Here is an 18,412-nt window from a genome sequence, read left to right as displayed (position 1 = left end):
CGAAACAAACGCAAAAGTGGGCGGTGTTCGAGCTGCAAGTCTGCCGTGGTGGAAATCTGCCGGGCCCGCTGTGTTCGGGTTCGGGTTCATGGGTGTGCTGTTAACGATCCTTCAACAGCACACCGTGTGGAGCTTCCAGACCTCCGGACGAAAGCGCCGTATCGTCCGACGATATGGCGTGGTTGATGCTTGGTGCTCTGGCACTGGTGGTGTTGGCGGCGGGCGTGGTGGTGCCACGACGAGCCCGGCTCGGTAGCGCGCCAGGGTTTCCGTGGTTCTGGGTGGCGTTCCCCGTCACCTGCATCGTCATCGCGACCGCGATCGGCGTCTTCGCTTGGCCTCAAGTGTTGACCGGCTCGGGAAGTTACTGGTGGGAACCGCCCACTGCGAATCGACCCGGTCTGCAGTTCTTGTCGAGCGAGCAGTACCAGCGGTTCGTGACACTGCGCCGGTGGAGATGGGTGCTGCCGGTGGTCTCGCTTGTGGGAATCGGGTTGTGCGTGTGGGCCTGGCGGCGCCGCCGGGTGTGACACCGCTGTTGCCGAGGTGTTACGTCGGCTGGGGGGTGTTGCAGGCCGATCGCCCACCGGGACTCCCTTGTGCAGCCCGGTGGCATCCGCCGGGTCTCTCAGAGCGGTTGCCGACTGTCCCGTTTAGCCGTGCTCCACGCCAGTCCGGTGCAGCTTCCTCATGCCGGACGGGAGGGAAGTGCCGGTTCTTCAGTACCTTCTACTGAGTCGGCGCCGCGAGCCACGGTGCGTCTTCACGCAGGTGTACGCCAGCCTTGTGTCGGGTCCGGCACGGAAGACCGGTGCCGCCGTTCTTGCACGGCAAACGGGGGGAGGTGGGTTGGCCACAGATGACGTGCCAGTCGCCGGTGGCTTCGTTGCGCGCCAGGAACCTGCGCTCGCCGCTCTCAGCGATACCGTCGATCGTGCGGTTGGCATACGTTCGCTGCACGGTCACGCGTTCGGGGGTGTCGGGACGCCGCTCCCACGAGGGTGGTTCGGGCGGCGTCCATCGCTTGATTTCGATGACCGATCCGATGACGGGTGGGGTGGCCATCTCGCGTTCCCACTGTTCGGCGGCGCGGGCTTGCTGCCGGGCGAGGCGATCGGCTTCCCGGGCTTGCTCGATTTCCCAGCGGCTGCGGCCGTGCGATCGTGGGTTGTGTGTCGCGCAGGGCTTTCCCTTCTTGCTGACGCATTGCGCGCCGGGCGCAGCGTTACAGACGGGACATTCGTGGTTCTCGCGGACGGAGTCGATCACTACGACGAGAGCGTCGTCGTCCAACCGGGTGCCGCGTGGGTCCAGGGATCGTGCGAAGAATTTCGTGGCGCCGTAGGTGGCCGACTTGAAGCCGCCGTTTCGGCCCAGTTCCACCTCGGTGATCGGGCCGTACCGCCGTACCGCGTCGGCCGGGCTCAGACGTTCGGTAATCGCTTTGTTGCCGTGCTCGGTCCACTCGTACCCGATGACAGGGTCGCCGACTCGCAACCAGGCGATGGGCTCACCGCAATAGCTGTCGAAGACAACGGCATCGCTCATCGCCCCATTCTGCCTCGGCGTTGTGGTGGTGCGGCGGTCTACGGTGAGACGCCGGGCGCAGGGACGAGCCAGCGGTGTTCATCGGGACTATCGCGGCGAACCTCGCTATGTCACCGTCGCGGTCCGGCGTCGAGCGCAGTGTCGGTTCGGGAAGTGCGTGTGTCGTATGCACGGCGTGCGTGCAACGCAATGCATATGCCGGCGCGGCCGAAGCGCTGCGTGCTGCTCCATCAGCTGCAGACTTGCGGCCCCTCCAGCACAGCGAGCAGCTCATCTAATAAGGCGTCGGCCCGCTGTTCGATCTCGTCGAAGACATCGGTGAGATCCTTGAGGGCCTCATGATCGCGGCGACGAGTAGCGATGCCGCGGTCGTAGTAGCCGGAATCGAGGATGAAGTCGGACTCGACCGGCGCACCGATGTCGTCCTGTGGGGGAACGGGAAGCGCCCGACGTAGCGGGGCGCGGCCCGACAGATGCGCCCGCACCAGCATCGACACCGACTGCGCGGTCATGGATTGCGCGTGCGGGAGGTGCCCCCAACGATCGATCGGACACAACAAGGGCTGCCGGGCCTGTTCTACATCGAGCGGATCGGTGACGATGTCGGTGGGGTCGGTGAGGTGGTGGCGCAGCAGATGCGTGCCCGGGTACCGGTCGAGAAACGCCTGGATCTGCGCCCACCGCCGGTAGATCCCAACCGCGGGATTGTCCCCGGTCTCGGGATCCGGTGCGATTCGGACGCGTTCATCGGCCCAGGTGGTGACCACCAGGGCGTCGCCGGTGAGGCGGATGTCGCGGCGACGTAGCCGGGTGATGTCGGTGAAGGTCATGCCGGTGGCAGCGAGGACCAACAGCAGCGCGTCGCGGCGGCCGAACAGCCCGCTCGGCCAGCCGGTGGTGGGCAGCTCAGCGGCTCGCTGCAGGAGTAGTCGGGCGAGCCGGTCGAGGCGGGAGGCGCGATTGGCATCGAGGTGCCGGCGCACGGTCTCGGTCCGCCCCGGGGCCGGGTAGCCGTGCCGGGTGTGGACGGCGTTGATCGCCGACAGGCGGCGCCGCTGCGTCGCGACCGCGGCGGGATGTTCATGCAGGAACAGCGCCAATGCCTCGGGTGCAGCGGGAATGAGCCGGTGGTCGGTGGCGGTGCCCCAGTCGGCAAACAGCGCCCAGTCGTGCCGATACCGCGCCGGGATCCGCAGACCCAGGTCTGCATCGCGGGGGACGCTGCGTCGGATGGCCGCGCTATCGGTGCTGGTCATCGGCTCACAAACCCAAATTCGTGACAGCGTTGCCGAGCAGCGGGGCGTGTTCGCGGGCGTAGACCTCGAGCATGGCGGGAGTGGTGTGTCCGGTCTGGCGCATGATCGCGTGCGCGGAGGCGCCGTTGCGGAAGGCCTGGGTGACGAACCCGGCGCGCAGCGAATGCCCACCCAACTGCGTCACGATCTCGGGGTCGTAGCCGGCGTGTTGGGCGCGGCGGCGAATCGCGTGGTGCACCGCCGCCCCCGACAGCGCGGTGTCGGAGAGGTTGCCGTTCTTGCGGATCGCGCGCAGCAGCGGCGCGCCGCCCCCGGTGCGGGGGCGGGTGCCCCGGCACACGTGCGCCGCGAACGGCTCGGCGCCCCGCAGCAACCGGATCACGCCGGGGCGCCCGGCGGTGTCGAACGCGGCGACGATCTGGGCCCACCGCAGCCACGCGCACGGCGGGCAGCTGGCGTGGCTGTGGGTGAAGGGCAGGGCCCGGACGGTGCCGCGGCCCTCCTGATCCGTCTTCGATTTCCGGAGCTTGATGTGCAGGCCGTCGAGCCGGTGCAGGGACACGTCGCCGCAGGTGAGGGCGACGAGTTCGCTGCGGCGGAACGCCCCGGCGAACCCCAACAGGAGGAGGGCGGTGTCGCGGCGTTCGGCCACCTCGTCGGCCCAGCCCTGGCAGTCGGCGCGGGCCGTGTCGACGATGGCGAGGATGTCGGCGGTGAGCAGCGGCGCCCGCGGAGTGCGGGGCCGGTCACCGGCGGTGGCGTAGTCCCGCCGGATCCCGGACATCGCCTGGCGGACCAGGTCGTCGCCGGTGGGGTTGGGGTGTCCACTCTGGCGGTGGTGGTGGGCGATCGCGGCGAGGCGATGGGCGAGGGTGGCCGGGGCGTAGGCCCGCTGTCCCGCCTCGGTGACGGTGTCGGCGCACGCGATGAGGTAGGCGGCGACGGTGACCGGGTGCGCCGGCACCGCGACATGGCCCTCGGCGGCGCACCAGGTGGTGAAGGCCCGCCACGCCGAGGCGTAGGTGCGGCGGGTGCCGGCGGCCCGCGCCGCGGCCACCGACTCGGCGATCCGCGCCGCCGTATCGGGGGCGAGGTCCGGCACCGCGGGCCCCGCCGGGGTCCCGGGCACCACGAGCTGCCCGTTCACCGCGTCATCCGTCTCGTCGTTCACGGGCGGGAACGCTACCGGACGGCGCCGACACCGTCCCCGAACGTAAAAACACGCTCAGCTGGGGGTTCCCGGCGATAGCTGCGTAAATGGGAATTTTCATCACTATCTGTAAGTCGTAGATCCAGACCGAATGCAGAAATGTCTTCATCGTCCCGCAAGCGGACGGCACCCCCAGGCAACGACGACCCCGCCGAGACAGCCGTCAGGTTCGTCGCGCAGTGGGTGCGGCTCACCGCCGCGATCACGGACCCGCCCCCGATCGCATACCTATTCCTCGATCTGTCCGTGCTCGACCGGGCCGTCCTCCGCACCGCCCGGCGCGCACCGCGGGTGCTGCGGACGGCCGTGGCTCTCGCCCACGCCCGGCAGCACCGGCAGGCGCGGTGAGCATGGACCGGAAGCCGGAACGAACAGGCCAAACCCTCCCCACGGTTCGAGCGGCCTTTCTAAACTCGGGGTATGACAGCGCTGCGAATCTCCGACGAGCCGGTCGACCACTCGAAGATCGAGAAGCGGGCCCCGTCGGTGGCTCAGCTCTTCCTCGACCGGATCGCGGCCAGTCCGGGCACGGAGGCGTTCCGGTTCCCGAAGGACGACGGGTGGGAGAGCGTGACCTGGCAGCAGGTCGGCGACCGCGTCCGTCTGCTCGCGGCCGGGTTGATCGCGCTCGGTGTCGAGCCCGAGGACCGGATCGCACTGGCGTCGTCGACCCGGTACGAGTGGGTGATCGTCGACCTCGCGGTGATGTGCGCGGGCGCCGCCACCACGACGGTCTACCCCACCACCAAGGCTCCCGACGTGGCGTTCATCGTGTCCAACTCGGGCAGCCGCGTGGTCGTCGCCGAGGACCAGGCCCAGGTCGACAAGCTCGTCGAGCAACGCGCCCAACTGCCGGACGTGCAGCAGGTGGTCGTGATCGACGGCGCCGGAGACGGGGACTGGGTGATCACCCTGGCGGACCTCGAGGAGCGGGGCCGCCAACTGATCGCGGAATCGCCGAACGTCGTCGAGGATCGGGTCCAGGCGATCCGGCCGGATCACCTCGCCACCCTCATCTACACGTCCGGCACCACCGGCAAGCCGAAGGGCGTGCGGCTGCCGCACTCGGCGTGGACGTACACCGCCGCCGCCGTCGACGCCCTCGGCATCCTCGGTCCGGACGATCTGCAGTACCTGTGGTTGCCCCTGTCGCACGTGTTCGGCAAGGTGCTGCTGAGCCTGCCACTGCAGGTGGGCATGCCCACCGCCATCGACGGCCGGGTCGAGAAGATCGTGGAGAATCTCGCCGTGGTGCGGCCGACCTTCATGGGCGCGGCGCCGCGCGTCTTCGAGAAGGCGCACGCACGCATCGAGGCGATGATGGAGGAGGAGGGCGGCGCCAAGAAGAAGATTTTCGACTGGGCCGTCGGCGTCGGAACGCGGGTCTCCAAGGCAAAGCAGGAGGACCGCGACCCGTCGCCGCTGGACCGGTTGCAGTACAAGCTCGCCGACAAGCTCGTCTTCACCAAGATCCGGGAGCGGTTCGGCGGCCGGCTGCGGTTCTTCGTCTCCGGGTCCGCTCCGCTGGACCGCGACGTCGCACAGTGGTTCGATGCCGTCGGCATCATCGTCCTCGAGGGCTACGGGCTGTCGGAGACCTCCGCGGCGTCGTTCCTCAACCGGCCGCTCGCGTACCGCTTCGGCACGGTCGGCTGGCCCTTCCCGGAAACCGAGGTCAAGATCGCCGAGGACGGTGAGATCCTCGTCAAGGGTCCCGGGGTGATGAGCGGTTACCACGATCGTCCCGACGCGGACGCCGAGGCGTTCGAGGACGACGGCTGGTTCCACACCGGCGACATCGGCGAGATCGACTCCGAGGGGTTCCTGCGGATCACCGACCGCAAGAAGGACATGTTCAAGACCTCGCAGGGCAAGTACGTCGCGCCGTCCGCCATCGCCGCGACCTTCAAGGGCATGTGCCCCTATGCGAGCGAGATCATCGTCCACGGCGAAGGCCAGCCGTACTGTGTGGCTCTGGTGGGCCTCGAGCCCGAGGCGATCCACGAGTGGGCCGAGAAGAACGGCCTGGGCGGCAAATCGTTCGAGGAGATCGCGCACGACGAGAAGACCCGCGACCTCATCGGCGGTTACATCGACCAGCTCAACGAGCAGCTCAACCGGTGGGAGCAGGTCAAGAAGTTCACCATCATCGACCGCGAGCTCTCGGTGGAGGCCGGGGACCTCACGCCGAGCATGAAGCTGCGCCGGAAGATCGTCATCGACAACTTCTCCGACCGGCTCAGCGGGCTGTACGGATGAGCGGCCTATCCTCGGTGTCATGAGGAGTAGTGCGCGACCGAGTTTCACCCAGTACGTCGGATACCTGTTCGGCCGCACGCTCCCCGACTCGCTTCAGGACTGGGTGCGCAACGACCTCGTCGGGCCCGGGGCGACGGTGCGGTACCTCGTGCGGTTCACCCTGCCGATCGTGCCGTTCCTCGCGCTGTTCCTGCTCATCCCCGGACCGGTGTGGGTGCCGCTGGCGATGATGGCGCTGCTGTTCATCCCCCTGGTGTACTTCGCGATCGCCCTGATGCAGATCTGGCGGCGGCACCGCTTGGAGCAGCACGGCCTCGACCCGAACCTGCTCGGCGAGAAGGCTCGTGTGCGGGCCGACCGCGAACGCGACGAGTACGAGCGACGTTTCGGACGCTGATCCGGCGCAGACCGAACGGGAGGTTCCGCCGCCGAACGGGTCGTTTCCGTCGATCTCACTCGCACGTCGGCGCGACAACCGCCCGCTCGCCGCGGGTTCCCCCCGGTTCGACGGCGCGGCTAGGACAGGACCTCGACGAGCGTGGTCGCCGAATCGCCCGTCATGTACCGCTCGACGCTGTCGAGGTGCCTGCGCCAGAATGCTTGTGCCGCTTCGGAATCACCTTCGCGCAGCAACGTGACGAGCTTGCGGTTGGCGCGCAACGCCGCCGACGCTCCGGGGCGTTCCGCCGCATCGGCGCGGGTGGAGAGATAGAGCGCGTTGTGGGCGTCCATGATGTCGAGCAGCATCCCCGCGAGGGCCGCCATCGTCTGGTTGCCGGCCAGTTCCATCACCGCGCGGTGCACCTCGGTGTCGTACTTGGCGAAGGCCGCCGGGTCGCCGAGAAGGTCCTCGCCCCGCTCGACCAGGTCGGCGAGCGTGTCGATCCGCTCGGCCGGGGCGGCGGCGAGCAGGCCGACGCCGTCCACCTCGAGTTCGGTGCGGGCGCGGTAGACGTCGGCGAGCGGGACTCCCCGGTACTGCAGCAGTAATCCGGTGTAGCGGGCGGCGGTCGAGCCGTCCGGTGCCTGCACGCGGGCACCGCCGTGGGCGCCGCGCAGGACGGTGATGATGCCTTCCGACTCCAGGATGCGGAACGCCTCCCGCAACGTAGGACGGGAGACGCCGAAGCGTTCCATCAGCGCGGCCTCGTTCGGCAACGGCTCGCCGGCGTGCAGTTCCCCGGTGATGATCTGGCGGCGCAGGCTCGCGGCGATCAGCTCACCTGCCTTGGGCACGCGAACGACCGCAGAGCTTCCGTCGAGTGGCATTTGACCGTCCTGTGTGCGTAATCCATCCCAGCCCCGATGGCTCTTAGGATACAAGAATCTACCGGTATGAAACCCAAACAGTCAGATGATCTGCCGGTATCATCCCAGCGCCGTACGGACGGCGTCGCCCCACTACTCTCGGCGACATGAGCGAACCCTCCACCAACGACGTTCCGGCCACCGCGGACCTCGCCGACGAGATCGGCCCCGACATCCGGAGCTGCGACACGCAGTTCATCCAGTTCGGCGGTCACGAGGTCTTCGCCGGCCGGATCACCACCATCCGCTGCTTCCAGGACAACCTGCTCGTCAAGCAGACCCTGAGCGAGCCGGGCAACGGCGGCGTCCTCGTCGTCGACGGCGACGCCAGCGTGCACACCGCCCTCGTCGGCGACATCATCGCCGGCCGCGGTGTCGACAACGGCTGGGCCGGGGTCGTCGTCAACGGCGCCGTCCGGGACTCGGCCATCCTGCGCACCCTCGGGATCGGCATCAAGGCGCTCGGCACCAACCCGCGCAAGAGCACCCAGACCGGGTCCGGCGAGAAGAACGTGCCGGTGGAGTTCGGCGGCGTCACCTTCAACCCGGGCGAGATGCTCTACAGCGACCACGACGGCATCGTCGTCCGCGCCGAGAACTGACCGGGGGCCGGCATGCTCATGGCGCTGCGTACGGCGCAGACCTTCCTTCGTGCCCGCAAGGCGGATCCGGTCCGGCCGCACGAGACGGTGCACACCCCGTTCCGCGTGGCCGTCGCCGACCTCGACGCGGCGATGCACATGAACAACGGCCGGTACCTCACCATCCTCGACCTCGGCCGGTTCGAGCTGTTCGTCCGCACCGGACTCTGGCAGGTGCTGCGCCGGCACCGGTGGCAGACGGTCGTCGTCGTCCAGACGGCGACCTACCACCGGTCGCTGCGGCATCGGCAGCAGTTCGACGTGGCGACCCGCCTTCTCGGTACGGATGCCAGGAACCTGTTCGTCGAACAGCACGTGACGGTGGACGGGGCGAGCAGTGCCCGGGCCGTGATCGGACTCCGCGTGCTCGATCGCGACGGCCGCTCCGTCCCGCCGGACACCTTCGCGCAGACGTTCCCCGCGCTCACCGATCTACCCGACCTGCCCGACTGGGTACACGACTGGGCGCAGAACGTCCGCACGGCGCACGCCTCCTGACCTCGCGTGACGCCGGAATGTGGCGCGGTTCGGCGGCAGTGCCCACACTGGAGGAATCACGGCCGCACGCGCGGCCCGCGACCTCAGGAGGCCCTCATGGGCGAGAACAACCCGTTCGGATTCGACCCGGAGGACCTCGACCGTGTCTTCCGCGACGCCGGGGAAGGGTTGCGCGACCTGGCTGCCAAGATCGGCCGGTTCGTCGAACAACCGGACGCCGGAATCCCGTGGGCGAGCATCTTCCCCGACCTCGCGGGCGCACCCCGCACCCGCCCGGCACCGCCCACCGCCGGCGAGACCGGCGACGGCGTATGGGTGATCTATACACTCGACGACGACGGGACCGCCCGCGTCGAGCAGGTCTTCCCCAGCGAACTCGAGGCGCTGCGCGCGCACAAGAACAACACCGACCCGCGCCGATCGGTGCGCTTCCTGCCCTACGGCGTCACCGCCGGGATCCTGGACCGGCGCGAGGAGACCGACGCGGGCGAGACCGGCTGACCTGGCCCGAGGAGGCGACCCGAACCGCGAGCGCCGCGGCCCCCGGAAGCGCACACTGATACCAGGAGGTCGTCATGAAAGCGCTACGGGGCCTGCTCGATGTGGTGCTGGGACTGCTGACAGCCGTGCTCGGCACGGTGCTGGGAATCGTCGCGGCTGTCGTGTGGCTCGTCGGCGGCCTGCTGTGCGTGACGATCATCCTCATACCGCTGGGCATTCCCGTCATGCGGCTCGCCCGCCGCCTGTTCACCCTTGCCCGGCAGCTGATGCACGTCCCTTGAGTCCTGTGCCCTGAGCCCTGAGCCCTGAGGGTCGAGGATTTCGCGGACCGGGACGTCGCCGCCGGGCCGATGACCCGGGGGGCCGTTCGGCCGGCGCCGCGTGGCAGCATCGGCCCGGTGACTTCCGTGGCGGCGGCGACCTTCGTGGCGTCGGCGCTGCTCGCCCTCGTGCTCGTCTTCGCCGTCGTGCGTCCGTGGGGACTGCCGGAGGTGTTCGTCGCCCTGCCGGCGGCCGTCGCGGTCGTCGCGCTCGGCATCGTCACGCCGGAACTCGCCGGACAGCAGCTACACACGCTCTTCCCGACGGTCGCGTTCCTCGCCGTGATCCTCGTGCTCGGTCATCTCGCCGACGCGCTCGGTGTCTTCACCTGGGTCGCGTCGGTCCTCGTCCGAGGTGCCGGCAGCGACCCCCGGCGGCTGCTGACCGCCGTGTTCGTCACCTGCGCCGTCGTTACTGCCGTGCTCAGCCTCGACGCCACCGTCGTCCTGCTCACGCCGATCGTCCTGCGCGCGGCGACCACACTGCGGATGTCACCGCGACCGCACGTGTATGCCACCGCCCACCTGGCGAACTCGGCGTCGCTGCTGATGCCGGTGTCCAATCTGACGAACCTGCTGGCCTTCGCCGCGACCGGGCTGACCTTCCTGCACTTCACGGCGCTCATGGCGCTGCCGTGGCTGGCGGTCGTGCTCGTCGAGGCCCTGTTGTTCCGGTGGTTCTTCGCACGCGACCTCGCACCGTCGCCGACGTCGCCCGGTGCGGCACCGGCCGTCCCCGTCCACGCCCCGCGCTACGCCCTGGGGGTCGTCGCCGCCACGCTCGCCGGGTTCGCGGCCACGGGCCCGCTGGGAATCGAACCGGTGTGGGCCGCGGCAGCGGGCGCAGTCGCTCTCGGCGTCCCGGCACTGCGCCGGCGACGAACCACACCCCGGCGCATCCTCGCCGCCGCCGACCTGTGGTTCTGCGTGTTCGTCCTCGCCCTGGCCGTCGTCGTTGCCGGTGTCTCGGCCGGGGCGGCCGGCGAGGCACTGGCGGCCGCGCTGCCCACCGAACCGACGTTCGTCGCGCTGCTCGGGGTGGCGGCCGCTGCCGCCCTGATCGCCAACCTCGTCAACAACATCCCGGCGACACTGATGTTCCTGGCCGCGCTCGGCCCCTCGGCCCCGCCTGCTCTGATCCTCGCGATGCTGCTCGGGGTGAACCTCGGCCCCAATCTCACCTACGTCGGCTCCCTGGCCACGATGCTGTGGCGACGGCTGCTCGACGGCTCCGAAGCCCGCCCGGACCTGTCCACCTACACCCGGCTCGGCGCGGTCACGACGCCGCTCACCCTGCTCGTCGCGGTCGCGGCGCTGTGGGCGGTCACCTGAGGTTCACGCCCCCGACGTCACGCGCGCGGCCGCGGCCCCGATCTCCACGACGTCCCCGACGTGCAGCTGCCGCCCACGCCGCACCTCGACCTCCCCGTTGACGCTGACGAGTCCCTCGGCGATCACTTCCTTCGCCTCGGCACCGGACTCGATCAGGCTCGCCAGCTTGAGGAATTGACCGAGCCGGATGGACTCGTCGCGGATGGGCACCTCGAACACGTCGGACATGGGGCCAGTCTCTCACCGGGCCGACAGCTACCCGCCCGCCCGGGCCCGTTCTCCCGCACACTGGACGGGTGAGCCGCCCCGGTATCGTCTGGTTCCGCCGCGACCTGCGGCTGCGGGACCTGCCCACCCTGCTGTCCGTCGCCGACTCCACCGACCGTGCTCTCGCACTGTTCGTGCTCGACGAATCGCTGCTGCGTCCCTCCGGGTCCCCGCGCCGCACCTTCCTGATGCGGTGCCTGCGCACCCTCGACGAGGATCTCGGCGGACGTCTGCTCGTCACCCAAGGCGACCCCGCCACGGTCGTCCCGGCGCTGGCCCGGGAGCTCGACGCCGACGCGGTGCACGTCAGTGCCGACCACGGGCCCTACGGCACCCGCCGCGACGAGGCCGTCGAGCGGGCGCTCGGCGACGTCCCGCTGCTGCGCACCGGCTCGCCCTACGCCGTCGCGCCCGGACGCATCCGCAAGGCCGACGACACCCCCTACAAGGTGTTCACCCCCTTCCAGCGGGCGTGGCACGAACACGGCTGGCGCGCACCCGCCGCCACCGACGCCGGCACCGTCGAGTGGATCGACCCCGGCGATCTCGACGCGCGCGTAGCGATCCCCGCCGACGACGATCTCGACGGCACCACGCTGCCACCCGCCGGGGAAGCTGCCGCGCTGCACCGCTGGCACGAGTTCCGCGACGACGACCTGCCGCACTACGACACCGACCGGGACCGGCCCGACCTCGATCGCACCAGCCGCCTCTCGCCGTACCTGAAATTCGGGTGCATCCATCCGCGCACCCTCCTGCACGACGTGCGCTCCGACCGCAGCGCGGGCGCGAACCGTCTGCGCAGCGAACTGGCCTGGCGCGACTTCTACGCGGACGTGCTGCACCACCGGCCCGACACGGCCCGCCGCAACTACAACCGCCGCTTCGACGACATCGCCTACGACAGCGGACCCGACGCCGAACGCAACTTCGCCGCATGGCAGCAGGGCCGGACCGGCTTCCCGATCGTCGACGCAGGCATGCGGCAGCTGCTCGCCGAGGGCTGGATGCACAACCGGCTCCGCATGATCGTCGCGTCCTTCCTCGCCAAGGACCTGCATCTGCCGTGGTGGTGGGGTGCCCGGCACTTCATGGACCGGCTCGTCGACGGCGACCTGGCCTCGAATCAGCACGGGTGGCAGTGGACCGCCGGCAGCGGAACCGACGCCGCGCCCTACTTCCGGGTGTTCAACCCGATCACGCAGGGGGAAAAGTTCGATCCGACGGGTGAATACGTGCGCCGCTGGGTACCCGAGCTGCGAGGTGTGAACGGCAAACGCGTGCACCGGCTCCCGGACGGTCCGCCGGACGGGTACCCGGAGCCGATCGTCGACCACGCCCACGAGAGACAAGTAGCGCTCGACCGGTACGGGCGGATCGCCGGAAAAGGCTGACCCATCCGGGTCGCGCGCTACTCCGAATACCGAGGGGACGGAACGCCCGTCCCGGACGGACAACCGAGAGGAACACCACCGTGCGAGAACTCGTCGAGGCAGCATTCATGGCAATCCACACTCCTCTGGTGAACGCCTACACCATCCTGATCAACATGATCCCCAGCTGATTCCGCGGCGGCGCCGGGGTCGCTCCCGGCGCCCGCTTCCGCGAACCCGGACCAGGCGGAGGAAGGCACGATGGGCATCACGTATTCGAGCGTCGTCGACGCGCCGCGCGACGACGTCTTCGACTGGCACAGCCGACCGGGCGCGATCATGCGTCTGCTCCCCCCGTGGCAGCCGCTGCGGGTGATCTCCGAGGCCGAGTCCCTGAAGTCGGGCCGGGCCGTGCTCGGCCTGCCCGGCGGACTGCGCTGGGTCGCCGAACACCAGGCCGACGCCTACGACCCGCCGGCGCGGTTCGTCGACAGCGTCGGCCGCGACGGGCTCACCTCACTGCCCGCCGGACTGGTGATGTCCTGGCGGCACGAGCACACCTTCGAGGCACTCGGCTCCCGTCGCACCCGGGTCGTCGACCGGGTCGACACGCCCGTCCCGGAGTCGCTGCTGAAGCAGACCTTCTACTACCGGCACCGCCAGCTCGCCGACGACCTCGCCGCCCATCAGTGGTTCCTCGAGCAGGGAGTACGCCCCGCCACGGTCGCCGTCACCGGAGCGTCCGGTCTCGTGGGCACCGCGCTGAGCGCCTACCTGAGCACCGGCGGCTACCGGGTCGTGCGGCTCGTACGCGGCGAACCGCGCGGCGACGACGAACGTCGCTGGGATCCGGACTCGCCCGCGCCCGACCTGCTCGAGGGCATCGACGCCGTCGTCCACCTCGCCGGCGCCTCGATCGCCGGGCGCTTCAACGCCGCCCACAAGGCCGCCGTCCGGGACAGCCGGATCCGGCCCACGCGGCTGCTGGCCGAACTCGCGGCACGCACCCCCAACGGACCGGCGACGTTCGTGTCCGCGTCGGCGATCGGGCTCTACGGCTACGACCGCGGCGACGAACCGCTCGCCGAGGACGCGCAACGGGGGTCCGGGTTCCTCGCCGACGTCGTCGCCGACTGGGAGGCCGCCACCGCCCCCGCGGCCTCCGGCGGACTGCGCGTGGTGCTGGTGCGGACCGGCATCGTGCAGACCCCGCGCGGCGGGCCGCTGCAGCTGCTGCGCCCGTTGTTCGAGGCCGGCCTCGGTGGCCGGCTCGGCAGCGGCCGGCAGTGGCTGTCGTGGATCGACCTCGACGACCTGCTCGACGTCTACCACCGGGCCCTTGCCGATCCGAGGGTGAAGGGTCCGATCAATGCCGTTGCGCCCGAACCAGTTCGCAACGGCGAATACACCCGCACGCTCGCGCGGGTACTGCACCGACCGGCGCTGTTGCCGGTGCCGGGGTTCGGGCCCCGGCTGCTGCTCGGCGACGAGGGCGCGCGGGAGGTCGCCACCGCCGATCAGTTCGTCGTTCCGCAGTGCCTGGTCGATCACGGACATCGGTTCCGCCGGCCGAAGCTCGAAGCCTGCCTGCGACACCAGCTCGGTCACATCGTGGAGAACGAATGAACACCCCTGCGTTGCGCATCCTCGTCACCGGGGCCACCGGCTATATCGGGGGCCGGCTCGCGCCGCTGCTGGTCGACGCCGGCCACCGGGTGCGGGTCCTGGCCCGCACCCCGGACAAGCTGCGGGACGTGCCGTGGGCCGGCGACGTCGAGATCGTGCGCGGTGACCTGACCGATCCGCAGTCCCTGGCCGTCGCCTGCCGGGACGTCGACGTCCTGTACTACCTGGTGCATTCGATGGGTGGGCGCGGGGAGTTCATCGACACCGAGCGCGCGGAAGCCGAGAACGTCGCCGCCGCTGCCCGCGCGGCCGGGGTGCGGCGCATCGTGTATCTCGGTGGGCTGCATCCGGACACGGCCGACCTCTCCACCCATCTGCGGTCCCGGGAGCAGGTCGGCCGGATCCTCGTCGAATCCGGGGTGCCCACCCTGGTGCTGCAGGCCGGGGTGGTGATCGGTTCGGGCTCCGCGTCGTTCGAGATGATCCGGCACCTGAGCAACCGCCTGCCCTTGATGACCACCCCGAAGTGGGTGAACAACAAGATCCAGCCCATCGCGGTGCGCGACGTACTGCACTACCTGGTGGGCGCGGCCACCGCTCCGCTCCCCCGCAGCCGCACCTACGACATCGGCGGCCCGGACGTGCTGCGCTACGGCGAGATGATGCAGGTGTACGCCGAGGTCGCGGGTCTGCGCCGGCGGCGCATCCTGGTGCTGCCCGTGCTCACTCCGAAGCTCGCCGGGTTGTGGATCGGGCTGGTCACCCCGATCCCACCGTCGCTGGGCCGGGCGCTGATCGAATCGCTGAGCAACGACGCGGTGGTCTCCGAACACGACATCGACGACGTGATCCCGCCGCCGCCCGGCGGACTGACCGGCTATCGCGAGGCGGTCCGGCTGGCGCTGCGCAAGATCGAACGCGGCGACGTCGAAACCACCTGGGCGAGTGCGTCACCCGTCGGCGCACCGGCCGAACCGCTGCCGTCCGATCCGCACTGGGCAGGCGAGGTGGTCTTCGTCGACGAACGCTGCATCGACTGCGACACCGACGCCGGCACGGTGTGGGAGGTCGTCGAGAGCATCGGCGGCGAGAACGGCTGGTACTCCTTCCCCCTCGCCTGGACGATCCGCGGATGGCTCGACCGCTTCGCCGGCGGCGTCGGTCTGTCCCGGGGCCGCCGGAATCCGCGCACCCTGCACACCGGGGACGCGCTGGACTTCTGGCGCGTCGAGCGCCTCGAGCGACCCACCCTGCTGCGGCTGCGGGCCGAGATGCGGGCGCCGGGCGGGGCCTGGCTCGAGTGGCGTATCGAACCGCTCGATCCGGGCCGGGCCCGGCTGCACCAGCGGGCGATCTTCTTCCCGAAGGGGCTTGCGGGACGGGTCTACTGGTACGCGCTCGTGCCGTTCCACGGCATCATCTTCAAGGGCATGCTCGAGAACATCGCCGGCGCCGCGCACCGAGCCGCCCGCGATCCGGCACGCACCTCGTCTGCCGGCGACCCGATGTCACATCCGGTCGATTCGATCGACGCAATGTGACATCGCGTCGCCGCCGCGGCGGGGGGTCCGGGCGGGAGGTTGCGGCGAGCGTCAGCCGCGCGTGGCCGCGCGTCGCTCGTCGGCTTCCCGTTGCGCCACGCCCTCGGCGGACTCGGCGAACTCCGGGGTGTCGAACACCTCGCCACCGAGCGGGTCCTGCGGGCGGGCACCGTGGTCGATCTCGACCCGTCCGGTGTCGGCGTCGACGCTGACCGAACTGGCCGGCAGCTCGTGGACGGCGACGACCAGCGGTGCGCGGGTGTCCGGCGCTGCGGCGCCGTTCCCGTTGGTGTCGAGTCCGGCGAGCGTCGCGGAGATGCCCCGCCGGTGCGGGGCGCCGTGGCCGGCCGGGGCGGGTGCCGCCGCGCCCACCGCCACCTGCAGGTACCGGGGCGCGGTCGCCACCTCGTAGCGGAACGCCTTGAGCATCGACACGCAGGCGAGCACCATGACGATCGAGAACGGCACCGCCGTCGCGATGGATGCGGTCTGCAGCGCGGTCAACGAGCCGCTTCCGCCGATGAGCAGCAGCACCGCCGCCGCGATCCCCTCGAGCACCGCCCAGTAGACACGCGTGATGCGCGGGGTCTCGAGGTTGCCACCCGTGGAGAGGATGTCGATCACGAGCGAACCCGAGTCCGAGGACGTCACGAAGAAGAACACGACCACGAAGATCGCGAGCAGGCTCGTCAGCACGGCCAGCGGAAGGCCGTCGAGGAGGACGAACAGCGAGGTGTCGGTGTCCACGGTGCCGTCCGCGGCGAGCATGCTGCCCTCGTCGCGTTGCCGCAGGATTCCGGCGTCGCCGAAGATCGTGAACCACAGCGACGCGACGAACGTGGGGGCGAGCAGAACGCCGAAGACGAACTCGCGGATCGTGCGGCCGCGGGAGATACGGGCGATGAACATGCCGACGAACGGCGCCCAGCTCATCCACCAGCCCCAGTAGAAGATCGTCCACGCGCCCGACCAGCCGTCCTCGGCGAACGGTGAGGTGCGCAGCATCAGTTCCGGCAGGGCCTGCGCGTAGCCGCCGAGGTTCTGCACCCACGACTGCAGCAGGAACAGCGTCGGCCCCAGCAGCAGGACGAACACCGCAAGCGAGGCCGCCAGCACCATGTTGATGTTGGACAGCCATTTCAGACCGCGCGAGACGCCGGAGACCACCGAGAAGGTCGCCAGGCCCGTCACCCCGACGATCAGTGCAACGGTGAGCCAGTTGTTCGTCTCGATCCAGCCCAGGTAGTCGAGGCCCGCCGAGATCTGCTGGACGCCGAAGCCGAGCGAGGTGGCGACGCCGAACAGGGTGCCGACGATCGCGATCACGTCGATCGCGTGCCCGATCGGACCCTCGACGCGGGCACGTCCGAGGAGCGGTTCGAGCAGCCAGCGCACCGACAGCGGCCGGCCCTTGCGGTACGTCATGTAGGCCAGGCCGAGACCGACGACGACGTAGATCGCCCACGCGTGCAGACCCCAGTGGAACATGGTCAGTTCCATGGCCTGATTGGCGGCGGCATCCGTCGAACCGGGGATGCGGCCCGCCTGCGGGGGGTCGACGTAGTGCGAGAGTGGTTCGGCGACACCGTAGAACACCAGGCCGATGCCCATGCCGGCGCTGAAGAGCATCGCGAACCAGGACAGCAGGCCGAATTCGGGTTGTTCGTCGTCGCGGCCGAGTTTGATGTTGCCGACGCGGCTGAGGCCGCAGTACAGGGCGAAGATCACGAATCCGGTGGCGATCAGGATGTACCACCAGCCGACGCCGTCGGTGATGGCACGGTTGAGCGCGTCGACCGCCCCTTCTGCCGATCCCGCGTAGACGACCGCGAATACGATCATCCCCAGGATCACGAGCGAGGCGGGAACGAATACGGGCTTACGCAAACCCCGCCATGCATCGCGGATCATCTTCACCAGCTCCTCGTGTCGCGACGAGCGGGGACCGACGATCGGAAGGCTCGTCCACGTCGCGAATCGAACCTAACAGAGCCGGGGCGTGCCCGGGGGAAACGCATCCGGGCTCCGGCACCGCCCGCACGCGACCGAATGTCACATGCGATCGATCGAACCGACGCAATGTGACATTCGGCCGGGCGGGCGGGGCCGGAGCGAGACCGCTACGCGCAGAGCATCGTTCACACGGTGCAGAGCGGCTTGATCTCCTGTAGGCCCTCCGTGGTGGGCGAGGTGAGCATGAGGCAGCTGTTGTAGCCCTGCTGCTCGACCACCGACCGGATCTGTTGCCACGCGGCGGCGTCGACCACCGGTGACCGGGACAGGACGAACCCGGAAACCCGGGTCGGATCCCCCACGAGCGCCCACGAGTAGTCGTCCGCGAGGTAGGCGACGATGTAGTTGCTCGGGCCGTCCAGGGAATCCTGGGTCGGCACGCTGGGGAAGCTCACGTGCAACGAGGCGGTGTCGTTGACCCGCGCGTTGCCGACGATTCCCCGCCGCTCACCGGTGACGGTGGTGCACGAGTTCTCCACCCGCACGTTGCGCTCGTCGATCAGCGTGTAGTTCGCGGTGGTGTCGAGCACGCAGTCGAGATTGAAGGGCGCGGGATTGGCGGCCAGTTGATACCAGGTGCCCATGTACCGGTTCACGTCCAGCTCCGCCACCGGGGTGAGCGGAGCTGCCTGCGCCGGTGCCGCCATGAGGGCGGCGCCCGCGGCGGCCAGAGCAGCCGCCGCGAGGCCTCGGATCGTTCGTCTCACGTCACTCCTCGG

Annotated in this window: 19 protein-coding genes; 12 read left to right on the top strand and 7 right to left on the bottom strand. The window is 69.8% G+C overall.

Annotated elements, in window-relative coordinates:
- Window positions 1–173: 173 nt before the first annotated feature.
- Window positions 174–530, top strand: coding sequence for an amino acid permease (locus ACM26Y_RS00430; RefSeq protein ID WP_416062352.1), 357 nt, complete (start codon window positions 174–176; stop codon window positions 528–530).
- Window positions 531–729: 199 nt separating this feature from the next.
- Here the strand turns inward: ACM26Y_RS00430 and ACM26Y_RS00425 are convergent, their stop codons facing one another.
- The 3 genes from ACM26Y_RS00425 to ACM26Y_RS00415 form a co-directional block, all read right to left on the bottom strand.
- On the bottom strand, window positions 730–1,548 hold the full coding sequence (locus ACM26Y_RS00425) for a hypothetical protein (protein WP_416062351.1): 819 nt from the start codon (window positions 1,546–1,548) through the stop codon (window positions 730–732).
- Window positions 1,549–1,778: 230 nt separating this feature from the next.
- The gene (locus ACM26Y_RS00420; RefSeq protein ID WP_416062350.1) at window positions 1,779–2,804 is read right to left on the bottom strand and encodes a hypothetical protein; all 1,026 of its coding nucleotides are present in this window, start codon (window positions 2,802–2,804) and stop codon (window positions 1,779–1,781) included.
- A 4-nt stretch (window positions 2,805–2,808) separates the two neighbouring features.
- Window positions 2,809–3,975 (bottom strand): tyrosine-type recombinase/integrase, encoded by a 1,167-nt coding sequence (locus ACM26Y_RS00415; RefSeq protein WP_416062349.1) that lies wholly within the window; start codon window positions 3,973–3,975, stop codon window positions 2,809–2,811.
- A gap of 138 nt (window positions 3,976–4,113) precedes the next feature.
- Between ACM26Y_RS00415 and ACM26Y_RS00410 the strand changes: the two genes are divergently transcribed.
- The 3 genes from ACM26Y_RS00410 to ACM26Y_RS00400 all read left to right on the top strand — a co-directional run bounded on the left by ACM26Y_RS00410 (window position 4,114) and on the right by ACM26Y_RS00400 (window position 6,670).
- Window positions 4,114–4,362 (top strand): hypothetical protein, encoded by a 249-nt coding sequence (locus ACM26Y_RS00410; protein WP_416062348.1) that lies wholly within the window; start codon window positions 4,114–4,116, stop codon window positions 4,360–4,362.
- A gap of 72 nt (window positions 4,363–4,434) precedes the next feature.
- Window positions 4,435–6,273, top strand: a complete 1,839-nt coding sequence (locus ACM26Y_RS00405) for an AMP-dependent synthetase/ligase (protein ID WP_416062347.1) — start codon at window positions 4,435–4,437, stop codon at window positions 6,271–6,273.
- Between the two features lie 19 nt (window positions 6,274–6,292).
- On the top strand, window positions 6,293–6,670 hold the full coding sequence (locus ACM26Y_RS00400; RefSeq protein WP_003936562.1) for a DUF5313 family protein: 378 nt from the start codon (window positions 6,293–6,295) through the stop codon (window positions 6,668–6,670).
- Between the two features lie 119 nt (window positions 6,671–6,789).
- Here ACM26Y_RS00400 and ACM26Y_RS00395 read toward each other — a convergent pair whose 3' ends face one another.
- Window positions 6,790–7,542, bottom strand: coding sequence for a FadR/GntR family transcriptional regulator (locus ACM26Y_RS00395; RefSeq protein ID WP_054370897.1), 753 nt, complete (start codon window positions 7,540–7,542; stop codon window positions 6,790–6,792).
- 146 nt (window positions 7,543–7,688) lie between these two features.
- Between ACM26Y_RS00395 and rraA the strand changes: the two genes are divergently transcribed.
- From rraA to ACM26Y_RS00370, 5 genes are all read left to right on the top strand, one after another.
- Window positions 7,689–8,183 (top strand): ribonuclease E activity regulator RraA, encoded by a 495-nt coding sequence (gene rraA, locus ACM26Y_RS00390; protein WP_003936564.1) that lies wholly within the window; start codon window positions 7,689–7,691, stop codon window positions 8,181–8,183.
- 18 nt (window positions 8,184–8,201) lie between these two features.
- Window positions 8,202–8,720, top strand: coding sequence for an acyl-CoA thioesterase (locus tag ACM26Y_RS00385; RefSeq protein ID WP_416062346.1), 519 nt, complete (start codon window positions 8,202–8,204; stop codon window positions 8,718–8,720).
- 96 nt (window positions 8,721–8,816) lie between these two features.
- Complete coding sequence (locus tag ACM26Y_RS00380) at window positions 8,817–9,221, top strand: hypothetical protein (RefSeq protein WP_003936566.1); 405 nt, start codon at window positions 8,817–8,819, stop codon at window positions 9,219–9,221.
- Window positions 9,222–9,295: 74 nt separating this feature from the next.
- Window positions 9,296–9,502: a hypothetical protein gene (locus ACM26Y_RS00375; protein WP_416062345.1), complete on the top strand. Its 207-nt coding sequence runs from the start codon at window positions 9,296–9,298 to the stop codon at window positions 9,500–9,502.
- A 117-nt stretch (window positions 9,503–9,619) separates the two neighbouring features.
- On the top strand, window positions 9,620–10,873 hold the full coding sequence (locus ACM26Y_RS00370) for an SLC13 family permease (protein WP_416062344.1): 1,254 nt from the start codon (window positions 9,620–9,622) through the stop codon (window positions 10,871–10,873).
- 3 nt (window positions 10,874–10,876) lie between these two features.
- Here the strand turns inward: ACM26Y_RS00370 and ACM26Y_RS00365 are convergent, their stop codons facing one another.
- Window positions 10,877–11,101, bottom strand: coding sequence for an RNA-binding S4 domain-containing protein (locus ACM26Y_RS00365; RefSeq protein ID WP_054370894.1), 225 nt, complete (start codon window positions 11,099–11,101; stop codon window positions 10,877–10,879).
- Window positions 11,102–11,169: 68 nt separating this feature from the next.
- On the opposite strand from ACM26Y_RS00365, the gene ACM26Y_RS00360 reads away from it, so the two are divergent.
- From ACM26Y_RS00360 to ACM26Y_RS00350, 3 genes are all read left to right on the top strand, one after another.
- On the top strand, window positions 11,170–12,534 hold the full coding sequence (locus ACM26Y_RS00360; protein ID WP_203011318.1) for a cryptochrome/photolyase family protein: 1,365 nt from the start codon (window positions 11,170–11,172) through the stop codon (window positions 12,532–12,534).
- A 240-nt stretch (window positions 12,535–12,774) separates the two neighbouring features.
- Window positions 12,775–14,139, top strand: coding sequence for a TIGR01777 family oxidoreductase (locus ACM26Y_RS00355; protein ID WP_416062343.1), 1,365 nt, complete (start codon window positions 12,775–12,777; stop codon window positions 14,137–14,139).
- Window positions 14,136–15,680, top strand: coding sequence for an SDR family oxidoreductase (locus ACM26Y_RS00350; RefSeq protein ID WP_416062342.1), 1,545 nt, complete (start codon window positions 14,136–14,138; stop codon window positions 15,678–15,680). Before ACM26Y_RS00355 ends, ACM26Y_RS00350 begins: the two co-directional genes overlap by 4 nt.
- 51 nt (window positions 15,681–15,731) lie before the next feature.
- Here ACM26Y_RS00350 and ACM26Y_RS00345 read toward each other — a convergent pair whose 3' ends face one another.
- Both ACM26Y_RS00345 and ACM26Y_RS00340 read right to left on the bottom strand, forming a co-directional pair.
- Complete coding sequence (locus ACM26Y_RS00345; protein ID WP_054370974.1) at window positions 15,732–17,591, bottom strand: BCCT family transporter; 1,860 nt, start codon at window positions 17,589–17,591, stop codon at window positions 15,732–15,734.
- Window positions 17,592–17,818: 227 nt separating this feature from the next.
- Window positions 17,819–18,400, bottom strand: a complete 582-nt coding sequence (locus ACM26Y_RS00340; protein WP_003936574.1) for a lipocalin family protein — start codon at window positions 18,398–18,400, stop codon at window positions 17,819–17,821.
- Window positions 18,401–18,412 lie beyond the last annotated feature (12 nt).

It is taken from the genome of Rhodococcus indonesiensis, from assembly GCF_047782815.1.
Lineage (GTDB): Bacteria > Actinomycetota > Actinomycetes > Mycobacteriales > Mycobacteriaceae > Rhodococcus > Rhodococcus indonesiensis.
This window is presented reverse-complemented; position numbering and strand designations above follow the sequence as displayed.